The organism is Capilliphycus salinus ALCB114379 (assembly GCF_047276495.1).
Classification (GTDB): domain Bacteria; phylum Cyanobacteriota; class Cyanobacteriia; order Cyanobacteriales; family Microcoleaceae; genus Capilliphycus; species Capilliphycus salinus.
In genome coordinates this window covers 6445623-6460739 of record NZ_CP178543.1, presented here as the reverse complement: position 1 = coordinate 6460739, position 15117 = coordinate 6445623, and the positions used below count along the sequence as shown (strand labels likewise).

The following is a 15117-nucleotide window of genomic DNA, read 5'->3' as shown; positions in this document are numbered from 1 at the left end:
AGCCACGTTGATCTAGGTTAGCTCAAACTTAACCGCCTGGTTAAGGTCTTAGGTTAGATTCTTCTAACTCAACTTCGGGTTCAACAACGGGAGTTTGATCGATAATTTCGGGAAGGGGTTCGGGTTCCGCTTCTGGGGTAATGATTACCGGTTCAGAGGGAACGGGTTCCGACTCGATAACGTCCGTTTCCTCGACAATTTTGGGAACGGGTTCCGCTTCGATAACGTCCGTTTCCTCGACAATTTCGGGTATGGGTTCCGCTTCGATAACGTCCGTTTCCTCGACAATTTCGGGAACGGGTTCCGACTCGATCACAGAAGTTTCCTCAACAATTTCAGGAACGGGTTCCGACTCGATCACAGAAGTTTCCTCGATAATTTCGGGAACGGGTTCCGGTTCGGGTGAGGGTTCGATAACGGGTTCTACCGTTTCAACAGTTGGCTGTGTTGGGGAAATTTCAGAAGATGGCTTTAACTCCTCGGGAACCAGTTCGGGTGATTCTTCGGGTTCTGTGGGTTGAGTCGGTTCGGGAATCGGAGCCTGATCGACGATTTCGGGTAAGGTTTCAACCGGTTCGGGTGAGGGTTGGGGTGAGGGTTGGGAAGTGTTTTGCTGAAATAGAGGAATTTGCTTAAAACGGCTGAAAATCCCTTTGAATACATTATCCGTTTCGGACGGTTCTGAGGTTTCCGAAGGAGTAACTATAGGACTGGTTTGAGTATTGTTTTTCTCAAATACCGGAAGCGGCGGAATTTGACCTTTGATGCGGTTAAACCATCCACCGGTTGCGGGAATGGGTGAGGGTGAGGGTTCTTCTTCTGTCGGTGAAACTTCCTCGACTGCTGTTTCCGATGTTTCTTCGATGGTTGAAGGAATTTCCGATCCGCCGGGTATCACTTCGATGTCTTCGGTTTCTGCTGCGGGTTCTACGGGACTTTCAGTTTCGGGAGTTTCTTCCTCTACCGGAGGAACGGTTTCAATTTCTGCGGGTTCTGCGGTTTCTTCTATTTCGGGAGTTTCTTCCTCTACCGGAGGAACGGTTTCAATTTCTGCGGGTTCTGCGGTTTGTTCTATTTCGGGAGTTTCTTCGACTTGTGGAGTAACGATTTCAATTTCTGTCGGTTCAGAGGTTTGTTCGATTTCGGGAGTTTCTTGTTCTACCGGAGGAACGATTTCAATTTCTGCGGGTTCTGCGGTTTCTTCTATTTCGGGAGTTTCTTCGACTTGTGGAGTAACGACTTTAAGATCATAACCGGGATCGACGATGGGACGAGCTTCGGCTAACGTGAGTTCACCCCGTACCAGTTTTGATAGGGTGTCTTGGCTGTTGGGGTCGTAGGTAAAAACGCGAGCCGTCTTGTTGTAGACGTTGATCAGGGGTTCTCCGAGTTCGTCGAGGTATTCGAGTTGTACCCAGTTTTTTCCCGGTTTTATACCTTTTATATATATTGGTTGCCAGCGATCGATGATAAAGCTTTTACCGTTGACCGTGACGCGAATTCGCCAATCGACAATTTCATCTTCTGGATTTTCAAGAGCGACCAAGTGCAGGGGAGCATTCGCCAGGTAGAAGTCTAACAAAACGGGTTCGGCGCCGATTGTTCCTCTCGGTTGGTTGTAGGTTAATAGGGGAAGTTTGGGATCGGGGTTGTTTTCTGGAGTTTTTGTAAAAATATGAAAGGTGGTTTGAGCATAGGCGCCGTCGTTTTTGAAGCTTTCTTCCCAGGGGTAAGCCGCAAAGATTCGCAGGGTATGGGTTCCAGCTTCTAAGTCCGACAAAACCAGCGGTTCGTCTAGGGTGTAGATATTTTCTAGGGGTTGATTGTCGAGAAGGACTTGTAAATGTGGCCCTAAACCCAGGGTTTCATCTTGAAATAGGGGTAAGTCCTGCACTTGGAGTTGGACGGTGAGGGTGTTGTCCTGGAGGATTTCGTCGGGTTGAGGACTGAGGATGGTGATTTGAGGTTGATAGATGTCTAGGGGTTGATGTAGAAGTTGAATCGCCCTCGGAGGCGAGGCTTCCCCCATTTCGGTTGTCGGTTGAGGGGCTGAGAGATTCGGTAGACTGGGTTCGGGTAATTGGGGTTGCTGACATCCGAGAAGATTTAAGACCAAGATGGCGGCTATGGCCGATATTAACCGTTTTCTTAGGGTTGTCCAACCGTAATTCCTGTTCAACATTGAGTTCTCCTGAAAACTCCCAAATCCAATTTTCTATAGAAGGCTTCCATAGGGAACTATAGCCCAAAAGCATCATTGACTAAACAGCGATCGTTTTTTTCACGCTGTCAAGATCTTTTTACTTTAAGAATTTACTCTCATTAAGTTTAAGTTTTGTAACGTTTTCGGTGGATTTGAGGTGGGTTTTGAGGTCAGTACAGGACTAAAAGCTATATTTAATCGGACTTATACCTACTTTTAATTATTGTTAACAAGCCATTCCCCCCTGATTGGTAAAGATGATATATCATTTAGATACAACAGCCCCTTCAAGCGGCCTTGCGGAAATTTCCAAAGCTGTAAACCGGGGTGGAGTGTGAAAATCAAATTTTCCACTCTTGTAGTAAAGTAAAAGGGAGTTGTGTTGTCCCCGAGCAACTGTTAGTAATCTATTAACTTTTGCTACGGATTTTGAAACAGTTGTACAACTTGTTTCATAATCAGCAACAAGTAGAGTATTTGTCATAGGGAGAGGAGAGTCTCAATGACCATCAGTCCTCCAGAGCCGGAGGCGAAGGCGAAGGTTACGGTCGATAAAGATCCGGTTCCTACCTCGTTTGAAAAATGGGCAAAACCGGGTCACTTCCGACGTGACCTAGCAAAAGGTCCGAATACCACCACCTGGATTTGGAACCTGCACGCCGACGCTCACGACTTCGATAGTCATACCAGTGATTTAGAAGATATTTCGCGCAAAATCTTTAGCGCCCACTTCGGTCATTTAGCCGTAATTTTTATCTGGCTGAGTGGTGCTTATTTCCACGGCGCGAAGTTTTCAAACTATGAAGCTTGGTTATCAAACCCCACAGGGATCAAACCCAGCGCTCAGGTGGTTTGGCCAATCTTCGGTCAAGAAATTTTAAATGCAGATGTGGGAGGCGGCTTCCACGGAATTCAGATCACCTCTGGATTATTTCAACTTTGGCGGGCATCCGGTATCACCACCGAATTCCAGTTATACTGCACCGCGATCGGTGGGCTGGTCATGGCTGGCTTGATGCTGTTTGCCGGTTGGTTCCACTATCACAAACGCGCTCCCAAACTGGAATGGTTCCAGAATGTGGAGTCGATGATGAACCACCACCTCGCCGGCTTATTGGGTCTGGGCTGCTTAGGTTGGGCGGGACACCAAATTCACGTGTCCTTACCGATCAACAAGCTGCTGGATTCTGGGGTAGCCCCCGCAGACATCCCCCTGCCCCATGAGTTCATCCTGAACCGGGATTTAATGACCGAGTTGTATCCCAGCTTTGCAGAAGGATTAAGACCCTTCTTCACCTTGAACTGGGGAGTCTACTCAGACTTCTTAACGTTCAAAGGCGGTTTAAATCCGGTAACAGGTGGGTTGTGGTTGTCAGATACAGCACACCATCACTTAGCCTTAGCTGTACTCTTCATCATTGCTGGCCATATGTACCGCACCAACTGGGGTATTGGTCACAGTATGAAGGAAATTCTAGAGGCCCATAAAGATCCGCTCCTGATCGGGGGTAATGGTCATAAAGGTCTTTACGAAACGCTGACCACTTCCTGGCACGCACAGCTAGCGATCAACCTGGCAATGTTGGGATCTTTGAGCATCATCGTGGCTCATCATATGTACGCGATGCCGCCCTACCCGTACATTGCAACAGATTATCCCACACAGTTATCTCTGTTCACCCACCACGTTTGGATCGGCGGATTCTTAATTGTGGGTGCAGGCGCTCATGGTGCGATCTTCATGGTGCGGGATTACGATCCGGCGAAGAACATCAACAACGTTTTGGATCGGGTAATTCGTCACCGCGACGCGATTATTTCTCACCTCAACTGGGTTTGTATTTTCTTGGGCTTCCATAGCTTTGGCTTGTACGTTCACAACGATACAATGCGAGCCTTTGGTCGTCCTCAAGATATGTTCTCAGATACCGGGATTCAGCTCCAGCCTATCTTTGCACAGTGGGTTCAACACCTACATACCTTGGCGCCCGGTAACACGGCTCCGAACGCCTTAGCGAGTGTTAGTCCCGCTTTTGGTGGTGATGTGGTTGCAGTAGGCGGTAAAGTGGCAATGATGCCGATCGCATTGGGTACGGCGGACTTTATGATTCACCATATCCACGCCTTTACCATTCACGTTACCGTTCTGATCCTGCTCAAAGGTGTACTGTTTGCCCGTAACTCCCGTCTAATTCCCGATAAGAGTGAATTGGGCTTCCGCTTCCCCTGCGATGGTCCGGGTCGGGGTGGTACTTGCCAGGTTTCTGGTTGGGACCACGTATTCCTGGGTCTGTTCTGGATGTACAATTCCCTGTCAATTGTGATTTTCCACTTCAGTTGGAAGATGCAGTCTGACGTCTGGGGAACTGTCGGAGCAGACGGTACAATTTCTCACATAACCAATGGTAACTTTGCCCAGAGTGCCATTACCATTAATGGATGGTTGCGTGATTTCCTGTGGGCGCAAGCTTCTCAGGTGATTACCTCCTATGGGTCTGCCCTGTCTGCCTACGGTTTGCTGTTCTTAGGAGCGCATTTTGTCTGGGCATTCAGCTTAATGTTCCTGTTCAGCGGTCGTGGCTACTGGCAAGAACTGATCGAATCGATCGTTTGGGCGCATAATAAACTCAAGGTCGCTCCATCGATTCAGCCTCGCGCTCTGAGTATCATTCAGGGTCGTGCAGTGGGAGTTGCCCACTACCTTCTTGGAGGAATCGTCACCACTTGGGCGTTCTTCCTGGCTCGCATCATTTCAGTCGGATGAGAGTCTCCCGCTCAGGGGTTAGGGTAAAGTCAAACTCCGACTTAGCTCTAATTCCTTGAGCGGACCATCGCAAGAGAGCGCGAAGTGCGGTCTTGACGGTTTCCGTCAAGGAGCAACTTCGTAAGAGAAGACGATTTAGTTAGGACTTATGGCAACCAAATTCCCCAAATTTAGTCAGGGATTGGCTCAAGATCCGACCACCCGTCGGATTTGGTACGGGATTGCCACAGCCCATGATTTTGAAAGTCACGATGGGATGACGGAAGAAAATCTTTACCAAAAGATTTTTGCTTCCCACTTCGGTCACATCGCCATCATCTTTCTCTGGACTTCTGGCAGCCTGTTCCACGTCGCCTGGCAAGGTAACTTTGAACAATGGGTTAAAGATCCCTTAAATGTCCGTCCGATCGCTCACGCGATTTGGGACCCCCAATTCGGACAGCCTGCGGTAGATGCTTTTACCCAAGCGGGCGCTTCTAACCCCGTTAACATCGCCTACTCTGGTGTTTACCACTGGTGGTACACCATTGGAATGAGAACCAATGGAGATCTCTACCAAGGTTCGATCTTCCTGCTGTTGCTGTCTGCTGTCTTCCTGTTTGCAGGCTGGCTGCACCTCCAACCCAAATATCGCCCCAGCCTCTCCTGGTTCAAAAACGCTGAATCTCGTTTGAACCACCACTTGGCGGGTCTGTTTGGGGTCAGTTCCTTGGCTTGGACCGGACACCTGGTACACGTTGCCATTCCCGAGTCTCGCGGGCAGCACGTCGGTTGGGATAACTTCCTCACCACTCTGCCTCACCCGGCCGGTTTGGCTCCCTTCTTCACCGGAAACTGGGGCGTTTACGCTCAAAATCCGGATACCGCCAGCCATGTGTTCGGGACTTCCCAAGGTGCAGGAACCGCTATTCTGACTTTCTTAGGTGGATTCCATCCTCAGACTGAATCTCTTTGGCTGACGGATATGGCTCACCACCATCTGGCGATCGCTGTAATTTTCATCATCGCCGGACATATGTACCGGACTCAATTTGGAATTGGCCACAGCATCAAAGAAATGCTCAATTCCAAAGATCCCCTGTTCGGGTTCAAAAATGAAGGTCAGTTCAACCTGCCTCACCAAGGGTTGTATGACACCATCAACAACTCTCTGCACTTCCAATTAGGCTTGGCGTTGGCTGCTTTGGGCGTAATCACCTCTTTGGTTGCCCAACATATGTACGCCCTGCCGCCTTACGCATTCATGGCGCGGGACTACACCACTCAAGCTGCACTGTACACCCATCACCAGTACATCGCTGGCTTCCTGATGGTTGGTGCTTTCGCTCACGGCGCGATCTTCTGGGTTCGCGACTACGATGCCGAAGCCAACAAAGGTAACGTACTCGCTCGGGTACTTGACCACAAAGAGGCAATCATCTCTCACCTGAGTTGGGTGTCTCTGTTCCTCGGCTTCCACACCTTAGGACTCTACGTTCATAACGACGTTGTGGTTGCCTTCGGTACTCCCGAAAAGCAAATCCTGATTGAACCTGTATTCGCTCAGTTCATTCAGGCGGCTCACGGAAAAGCCGTTTACGCAATGGATGTGCTGCTGTCCAACCCCGATAGCATCGCCACCACTGCTTGGCCCAATCACGGTAACGTTTGGTTGCCCGGTTGGTTGGATGCCATCAACTCCGGTAAGAACTCTCTGTTCTTAACCATCGGCCCTGGCGACTTCCTGGTTCACCACGCGATCGCTTTGGGTCTGCACACCACCACCTTGATTCTCGTTAAAGGTGCGTTGGATGCTCGCGGTTCTAAACTGATGCCCGATAAGAAGGACTTCGGTTATTCCTTCCCCTGTGACGGCCCCGGTCGTGGCGGTACTTGCGATATCTCCGCTTGGGATGCCTTCTATCTGGCGATGTTCTGGATGCTGAACACCCTGGGCTGGGTAACGTTCTACTGGCACTGGAAGCATCTGGGCATTTGGCAAGGCAACGTGGCTCAGTTCAACGAGTCCTCAACCTACCTGATGGGATGGTTGCGCGATTACCTCTGGCTGAACTCCGCTCAATTGATTAACGGATACAGCCCCTACGGAACGAACAACCTGTCGGTTTGGGCCTGGATGTTCCTCTTCGGACACCTGGTTTGGGCAACCGGTTTCATGTTCCTCATCTCTTGGCGCGGTTACTGGCAAGAGTTGATCGAAACCTTGGTTTGGGCGCACGAGCGGACTCCTCTAGCTAACCTGGTTCGCTGGAAGGATAAGCCCGTTGCTATGTCCATCGTTCAAGGTCGTTTGATTGGTTTGGCTCACTTCACGGTCGGTTATATCCTGACCTATGCCGCCTTCCTGATTGCCTCGACTGCGGGTAAGTTCGGTTAACTTAGCATTAGCTGAACTTGCTTAATTTAAGCGGAATCCCTCGTCTTCTGACGGGGGATTTTTCAATGCCAGAACGCTCAACCGTGAGTGGATAGATGAATATTATTTACCTAAGTTAATATCATTGAAAGTCATTACACTTATCGTTGTAAACTTTGTTTGATTTCACTTGCAGCCACACCAATAACCAATTACATTATTAATAGAAGCTAATCAAGCTTCATTTGACAGATAAACAAGCGATGTTTGAAGGGTTCATCTGAACTAAACTAACAAAGCTAATCATCGCAGTTTACTTTGAAACTAGGAGGTCAAAATACTGTTTCATCTCAAGTCTGTCATTTCACACAGCATCACCGGCCTGAGTTGCAGAAATTTCCTCAAATGGTGAGACGGGAGCAATACATTAAAACCCAATAACTGTTTAATGTAACTCCATTTCAAATTCAATAAAGAGGAAGTCAATCTGTTCAACTAGGAGGTAAAAAAGCTGTTTAAGTTAACATCTGTCTCGTCAAAAATCGGTAACAGCATCCACAAAGTCTTCTCATATTTCCTCCAATAGCTTACGAGAGAGCAATGCAACTAAATTATTGTCTTTAGTGCAACTCTGCGTCTATTTTTCCAAAAGAGGAAGTCCCTGGGAAAACAGGTTAGGATGCTGTTATTGTTTGAGGTTAAATTCTATTCAAAACCCGTCCGAGGAATATTCACTGTTTATACTTTCGTTTTCTCCTTATATTTTTAGAGTTAATTTAAAATCAATTGAGTAGATCATTATTAATTCTTACACGAACCGGAAACCTGAGACCGATTTCTCTGGTGTAACCTCTGTTAAACTTTGGGTGAATGCTGTAATTTCGACTATCAATGACAGTTCAACCTCACAATAACGCTGACCCGTCTAATTCAATTCTGCGGGAATTCATCGCCGAACAAATTAAGCGCAGCCGGGAGGGGCGTATATCCTTCGCAGATTACATGAACTGGGTGCTTTATCATCCTCAACAGGGATATTATGCCACTCCCGGCCCTCGCATCGGCGCCGGGGGAGACTTTTTTACGGCGCCTCATCTGGGTGCGGACTTCGGGGAATTACTCGCCGAACAGTTTGTCGAGATGTGGGAGATTTTACAATACCCCTCACGGTTCACTCTGGTTGAAATGGGCGCCGGACAGGGCATTCTCGCCGCCGATATCCTACAATACATTCGGAGACAGTATCCCCGTTGCTTTGAGGCGATAGACTATATTATTATCGAGAAATCACCCGCCCTTAAAGCCGAACAACAGCAGAAACTCAACGATACTATCGGTTCTACTATTTCTGTGCGTTGGTGCGATTGGGATGACCTTGCTGACGCTTCGGTAACAGGCTGTTTCTTCTCCAACGAACTTGTAGACGCCTTACCCGTACATCTGGTTACTGTTCGCGAGCGCCAACTGCGAGAACTCTATGTTTCGCTAAATAATGTTTCGCTAAATAACCATACCGGGGGCGATCATAGCATTAACGCTAATTTTAGCGAAATTGAGGGAAATTTGTCAACCCCCCAACTTCAAACCTATTTTGAAACGGTAAAAATTGACCTATTATCGGATATTTATCCCGAAGGTTATCGCACTGAAATTAACTTGGATGCGCTAGATTGGATAACAACAGTTGCTGATAAATTACAGAAAGGATTTGTATTAACCATTGATTACGGCTACACTGCCGAACGCTATTATAGCCCAACTCGTTCGGGTGGAACCTTACAGTGTTATTATCAACACCGCCATCATAACAATCCTTATATTAATATCGGGAAACAAGATATAACCGCCCATGTTGATTTTACCGCTTTAGAAAAACAGGGGGAATTATCGGGATTAAAAGTGATCGGCTTTACCCAACAAGCGTTATTTTTAATGTCATTAGGACTCGGCGATCGCATTGCGGCCGTTTCTCAAACTTCGGGGAAAAATTTATCGGAAATTTTGAGAATACGGGAAGCCCTACACTCATTAATTGATCCGATGGGTTTGGGGAAATTTGGCGTATTAATTCAGAGTAAAGGTTTGGAAACCGAAAAGCAAATTCAGCTAAAAGGTTTAACCATTCCCGAATTTTAACAGAGATTTTTATATCATCTCCGACTAATCAATAATCCGTTTCGTAGGGGCGGGTTCAGCCTACGATCTTTACTACTACTCAAAGATTTACATAAACCCGCCCGACCTCGTAACATCCATTAATCAACCGGAGATCATATCAAAAGCAACCGTAACCCCAAAATAGCCTATTGAAAAAATATCTTAACTGAAAACGCTTAAAATCGACTCAGCCAATTTTCAGCCTGTTGACGAATGATATTGAGTTCATTTTCAGACATTTTATCGAGATGGGCGAGAACCAAATTCATCCGTCCTTGAGACTTTAACTTTTCCCGATGCCTGTCGAGAAAATTCCAATAAAAGACATTCAAAGGACAAGCGTTTTCCCCCGTGCGACTCCGGGGGTTGTAAGCGCAAGATTTACAATAATCGCTCATTTTGTTGACATAATTCGCCGAAGCCGCATAGGGTTTAGAAGCGAGAATTCCACCGTCGGCAAATAACCCCATCCCGATCACATTGGTTTGCATCACCCAGTCATAGGCATCAATAAAAACCGCATGAAACCAGTTTTCAACCTCCTGGGGAGAAAGACCAGCAATTAAAGCAAAATTACTCAAAATCATTAACCGTTGAATATGATGAGCATATCCGGTTGTTTCCACCTGAGACAACACTTGAGATAAACAGTTGATATCGGTTTTTTTGGCATCCCAAAAGAACTCGGGTAAAGGTTGAGTATGGTCGAACCAATTGTGTTGAGAATATTCTCGATTCATCACCCGATAAATTCCGTGCAGATATTCTCGCCAACCGAGAATCTGACGAATAAAACCTTCCACAGAATTTAAGGGTAAATTTTTATCGAAGTAAGCTTTTTCCGCCGCTTCAATCACTTCTAACGGCTGCAATAAACCCAAATTCAAATAAGGGGACAGTAAAGCGTGCCATAACGTTTGTTCACCTGTGACCATCGCATCTTGATAGGAACCAAAATTCGGCAAACGTTCCTCAATAAAATAGTGCAGAACTTCCAAAGCTTGTTGGCGAGTAACCGCCCAACCAAACGGTTCTATTTTCCCGTACAATGGAAGGGAAAGTTGATTAACTTGCTCAATAACTGCCCGAGTTATTTGATCCGGTTCAAACCAAAGCGGCCGGGGAGGATTTAACTTTCCTTTGGGAGGTTTGCGATTTTCCGAATCAAAATTCCAGCGATTTCCGAGGGGTTGTTTACCCTCCATCAAAATATTAAATCGTTGACGACCTTCCCGATAAAAATCCTCCATCAACAAACGTTTCCGACGGTTTGACCATTGCTTAAACTCCGTTTCATTCCAAAGGAAATGGTTATTTTCTCGCCAATCAATTGGACAGGATAAATTCAACGTTGCCATCAAGTCTTGAAACGGTTTATCGTTGGGAATCATTACTCGCAATTGAGTAATCTTGTGGTCCTGAATCCATTTTTTCAGGGGAACTTCTACCGATTCTGCTGTAATAATATAAGTAACAGACCAACCCGCATCCCGCAACTCATCGGCAAAATGTCGCATCGCCGACCAAACCAATACTAATTTTTGGCGGTGATAAGGTCGAACTCGCACAAATTCTAGAGATTCAATCAAAATAATCGGCGTATCCCGATGAGACTGACAACTTTGTAATGCAGCTTGTTGACTCCAAAGCTGATCTCCTAAAATCCAGATACCGATTGTCATTGAACTGATTTCCTAGAATGGGTAATGAGACTCTATAAAATTTTAAACAAATCCTTCTATTTTGTCATTGCCATCTCGCCAAATTCTTTTTTTATCTAAATCAGTATTGGGGAGAAAAACAATAGACTTGCTGGCCAGGGAATCGGTCTATCTAAATATTTGGTTGAACGGATAACTCTATCTGAATCTGAGAATTTTATCCCAAGCAATATATTGTTGAGGATGCCATCGAGGTTAATAAGGGTTACGATGTAAAGAGAAACGTAAAATATGACTTATCATAGAATTAGAACGTCTAATCTTACCGGAACGGGTTTGCAATCTCACCGCAGCGTTAGTTCATGCGCCAGCCTACCCAATCAACTTTTTGAATTCACATCTGCTTTTTATCGCTAATATCCTGCTTTAATTGAGATTAAGCTACTCCCCCAATCATGCACTTTCAGTTCAAACAGTTCAAAACGGACTATGCCTAAACTCGGTCAATCCTCATTTCGTCGTATGCTTCTGTCCCGGATTTTACTGCTAAGTGTTCCGGTTCTCCTAGCGGGAGAATATGTGACTTATCGAAAGGCTAGGTCAGGTTTATTGGAAACTGCTCGTCTCAATTTAACGGAAAGCGCAGTCGAGATGGCACAAGATATCGACGACTGGGTAAAATCTTTGCGCTCCAATCTTATTTTAGCAACACAAAGCACAATATTACAATCGGAAGAATCGAAAAATTATCAACAATTTATCAAACAGCTAGAAGAACAACTTCCCACCCAAGTCAACTGTTTACAACTGGTTGATCTTCAAACCAACGAGATGAAAGCAACTAGCTGTGGAAATGAAGCAATTACTTCTATTCCTCCCAACCAATGGTCTACAGAAAAACCTTCAGATCAAGTGTTGAGTCCGAACAATGTTTATATACAAAATCGAATCTTTAAGGCTCAAATCAACCGGGCTTTAAATTCGGAAAACTCAACGGATATCCCCCCCTGGCGAAATCGAGTTCAGCTTGTTTTTATGGCGCCGGTGTATGTCAACAATTTTTCTGATTTTAAGCAGTTACGATATGTCTTGATTTTAGAATCCTATTTACCCTTATCCTGGAAAGATAGACCCAAATCCTTAACGGGTTTTACGGTAATTATAGATGAAGCCGGACGAATTATTGCCCATCCCGAACCCGAACGAGTGGGAGTCAATATCGATCAAGAAGCGGACGGTCCCCGACTTAGAAATATTATTAATAGCGCATTATCCGGACAGACAGATTTTGTACATTTGTTCTTTTTCGATCAAGACGGAAAAGAATTATTGGCCGGATACGGTGCAATTCCCAGTCCGATTTCCCAAGAAAAAGGTAATCAATGGGTGATTTTAGCCGTCGCCAGTTTGGATGATGCACTTTCCGGCTTAAAAGAAATCAACTCGGTGTTATTTTATTTGACCTTTAGTTTAATTGCAGCGAGTATAATTGCAGCCCTTTATTTATCTAGAGATTTAGCCCGTCCTCTGGAACGATTACGAGATTACGCCTTAACAATTAATAGCCGAGAATCACCCCGACCGGTTCCTCAAAACTTGAGAATTCGAGAATTTATTCAACTCGGACAAGCAATTAGTATAATGGTTGAACGGCTACAATCAAGAGCTTCTGCGTTAGAACTCGCCACCAAAGAAGCCCAAATTGCCAATCAACTCAAAGATGAATTTTTGCGGATAATTTCTCACGAACTGAGAACCCCCCTCAACGGTATTATTAACTCCCTACAATTTCTGCGAGATGATTTGTGCGATACTCCCGAAGAAGAACAAGAATATTTAGATATGGCGAATGAATCAGCCCTGCATTTATACAGTATTGTTAATGATATTTTAGATATCGCTCTGATTCAAGAAGGAAAATTATCCCTAACTCAAAAAACCGTTGATTTAGTTCAAATCATCCAAGAAGCTATCGCTATTCAAAGCTTAGAAATTCATCAAAAAGGTTTATCGTTAAAAGTTCATCTCAAACCTTCGATAAAAGTTTGGGCTGACCCCGATAAACTCAAACAGGTTTTTCTCAATATTTTGAGTAATGCTGTCAAATTCACGAAAAAAGGTAGCATTACTGTTATTGCTGAAATTGAACCGATCATACACTGTGACCGCATCACCTACGAGTCCTGCGAAAAGCAATTTCAAGCTAGAATTCTTGTCAAAGATACGGGAATTGGTGTCGCTCTCGATAAACAAGATAAACTCTTTCAACCCTTTGTCGTTGTTGATGGTTCCACCACTCGCGAATTTGGCGGAATCGGCTTAGGATTAACGATTTCTCAAAGTTTAATGAATATGATGGGCGGTTCTATTGACCTTTACAGCAAAGGCGAAAATCAAGGAACCACTGTAACAATTACCCTCCCTGTCGCCTTATCTTCCTCGGAGACTAAGTTATTTTCTAATTTATAGCATTTTAATTTGTAGGATGGGTTCTGATTAGATTTATATGACCCAAAAATTAGTTAAATCAACCCGCCAAAAACCTTGTAGGGACTGGTTATAAGTAGATTTATATGACCTAGAAATTGGTTAAATAAACCCGCCCCTTTACAGTCACCAGTCACCCTTCGGGTTCAGCAGTTATCAATAACTTCTGACTTTGTGACTTCGCGACCTCACGACTTCTCTTGACTCCGGGGCGGGTTTAGAATAATTATTTGTGGGGAAAACATCCATTTTTACGGAACCCGCCCCTACAATATTGGTGACTGGTAATGAGTGACTGGTGACTGAAAAAACCCGCCCCTACAATATTGGTGACTGGTGACTGAAAAAACCCGCCCCTACAATATTGGTGACTGGTGACTGTAAGTGATATAATTTATAAAATAGTCGGTCTATAAACGAATCGGTTTTCCACCTTGTACAAGAGATTCACTCAAAGCACAAAGAACCCGAACCAAATCAGTTCCAATTTCCCCGGAAGAAATCGAACAAACTTGATTTTCGCGAACACAATGTAAAAAGCGATCGCAAACTTTAGCCAAAGGTTCGGCCGGTTCTACCTCTATTTTCTCCGATGCAACCCCTGCGGCTTTAAACCCTTCCCCAACGGTTTCCAAATACCCCCGCTGCAAGGTTAACGGTTGGTCTTTTAACAACTCATCAAAAATCAACGTTCCTTGACTCCCAACCACCGCCAAACGCCGCTGTTTATCGGGATTTAACCAACAAAAATGTAAAAAAGCTTGAAAACCCGACTCATAAGTAATGGTCGCCATCACCAAATCAGATAACCCTGAAATCGGATGAGAAATCGGAAAACCGGGACTATCGAGATCAAAACTCCCCTCCGGTTGTAGCCAAACCGTTCCCGTTGCTTGCACTTTCACCGGTTTTTCTCCCAACCAACTGTTAAAAATGCCAATATCGTGAATTGCCAAATCCCACAGCGCATCAACATCCTGTCGCACGGGTTCGAGGTGAGTCCGCGTCGCATACCCGTAGCGTAACTCTCCCAAGCGTCCAGAGGCAATCACCCCCTGACCGGTTCTCACCGCCGGATGAAACAAATAAGTATGGTCGATGAACAGTTGACGATTATGCTCTTTAGCCAAGCTACAAAGGCTCTGAGACTCGGAAAGTTTGAGCGTCAGAGGTTTTTCGGCAAAAACATGATAACCCCGCCTTAAAGCCTCAGAAATCAGGGTGTAGTGGGTAGAGGCGGGAGTTGCGATCGCAACGGCATCTAGGGGATAATCGTTAATAACCTTTAACCAATCCGTCTCCAATTTCACCGTATCATCTAAATTTAAGCGGTCTTTAACGGTCTGAAGTCGGGGAAAATGAGGATCGGCGATCGCCACCACCTGCGCTTGGGGATGGTGATAAAAATTGCGGATCAAATGGGTTCCCCAACGACCCGCCCCAAACACCGCCATTTTGATCGGATTTCTCATAAACTTAAATAATCCTG

General features: G+C 45.5%; 8 protein-coding genes. 5 read left to right on the top strand and 3 right to left on the bottom strand.

Translation table 11 applies throughout. The features are described 5' to 3' along the window. Positions 1–40: 40 nt before the first annotated feature. Positions 41–2182 carry a hypothetical protein gene (locus ACL6C3_RS26015; RefSeq protein WP_413162501.1) on the bottom strand — a complete coding sequence of 714 codons (2142 nt, stop codon included), beginning with the start codon at positions 2180–2182 and terminating at the stop codon, positions 41–43. 523 nt (positions 2183–2705) lie between these two features. Here ACL6C3_RS26015 and psaA point away from each other — a divergent pair. The 3 genes from psaA (at position 2706) to ACL6C3_RS26000 (ending at position 9459) form a co-directional block, all read left to right on the top strand. Then, positions 2706–4967, top strand: coding sequence for a photosystem I core protein PsaA (psaA, locus tag ACL6C3_RS26010; RefSeq protein ID WP_413162499.1), 2262 nt, complete (start codon positions 2706–2708; stop codon positions 4965–4967). A gap of 148 nt (positions 4968–5115) precedes the next feature. After that, positions 5116–7344 carry a photosystem I core protein PsaB gene (gene psaB, locus ACL6C3_RS26005; protein ID WP_413162497.1) on the top strand — a complete coding sequence of 743 codons (2229 nt, stop codon included), beginning with the start codon at positions 5116–5118 and terminating at the stop codon, positions 7342–7344. An 870-nt stretch (positions 7345–8214) separates the two neighbouring features. Continuing rightward, entirely contained in the window at positions 8215–9459 is a 1245-nt protein-coding gene (locus ACL6C3_RS26000) for a class I SAM-dependent methyltransferase (protein WP_413162496.1), read from the top strand. A gap of 197 nt (positions 9460–9656) precedes the next feature. Here the strand turns inward: ACL6C3_RS26000 and ACL6C3_RS25995 are convergent, their stop codons facing one another. After that, positions 9657–11162, bottom strand: a complete 1506-nt coding sequence (locus ACL6C3_RS25995; protein WP_413162494.1) for a cryptochrome/photolyase family protein — start codon at positions 11160–11162, stop codon at positions 9657–9659. A 270-nt stretch (positions 11163–11432) separates the two neighbouring features. On the opposite strand from ACL6C3_RS25995, the gene ACL6C3_RS25990 reads away from it, so the two are divergent. Together ACL6C3_RS25990 and ACL6C3_RS25985 are read left to right on the top strand one after the other, a co-directional pair. Beyond that, positions 11433–11558: a hypothetical protein gene (locus ACL6C3_RS25990; RefSeq protein WP_413162492.1), complete on the top strand. Its 126-nt coding sequence runs from the start codon at positions 11433–11435 to the stop codon at positions 11556–11558. 72 nt (positions 11559–11630) lie between these two features. Continuing rightward, positions 11631–13610, top strand: coding sequence for an ATP-binding protein (locus ACL6C3_RS25985; RefSeq protein WP_413162490.1), 1980 nt, complete (start codon positions 11631–11633; stop codon positions 13608–13610). A gap of 428 nt (positions 13611–14038) precedes the next feature. Here the strand turns inward: ACL6C3_RS25985 and ACL6C3_RS25980 are convergent, their stop codons facing one another. Then, a complete protein-coding gene (locus ACL6C3_RS25980; RefSeq protein WP_413162488.1) occupies positions 14039–15100 on the bottom strand; it encodes a Gfo/Idh/MocA family protein in 1062 nt (353 codons plus the stop codon). Positions 15101–15117: the final 17 nt, after the last annotated feature.

Bases quoted from the DNA above. Each gene is read 5' to 3' on its own strand.
- ACL6C3_RS26015 (WP_413162501.1), bottom strand. From the start codon at position 2,182: ATGTTGAACAGGAATTACGGTTGGACAACCCTAAGAAAACGGTTAATA.
- psaA (WP_413162499.1), top strand. From the start codon at position 2,706: ATGACCATCAGTCCTCCAGAGCCGGAGGCGAAGGCGAAGGTTACGGTC.
- psaB (WP_413162497.1), top strand. From the start codon at position 5,116: ATGGCAACCAAATTCCCCAAATTTAGTCAGGGATTGGCTCAAGATCCG.
- ACL6C3_RS26000 (WP_413162496.1), top strand. From the start codon at position 8,215: ATGACAGTTCAACCTCACAATAACGCTGACCCGTCTAATTCAATTCTG.
- ACL6C3_RS25995 (WP_413162494.1), bottom strand. From the start codon at position 11,162: ATGACAATCGGTATCTGGATTTTAGGAGATCAGCTTTGGAGTCAACAA.
- ACL6C3_RS25990 (WP_413162492.1), top strand. From the start codon at position 11,433: ATGACTTATCATAGAATTAGAACGTCTAATCTTACCGGAACGGGTTTG.
- ACL6C3_RS25985 (WP_413162490.1), top strand. From the start codon at position 11,631: ATGCCTAAACTCGGTCAATCCTCATTTCGTCGTATGCTTCTGTCCCGG.
- ACL6C3_RS25980 (WP_413162488.1), bottom strand. From the start codon at position 15,100: ATGAGAAATCCGATCAAAATGGCGGTGTTTGGGGCGGGTCGTTGGGGA.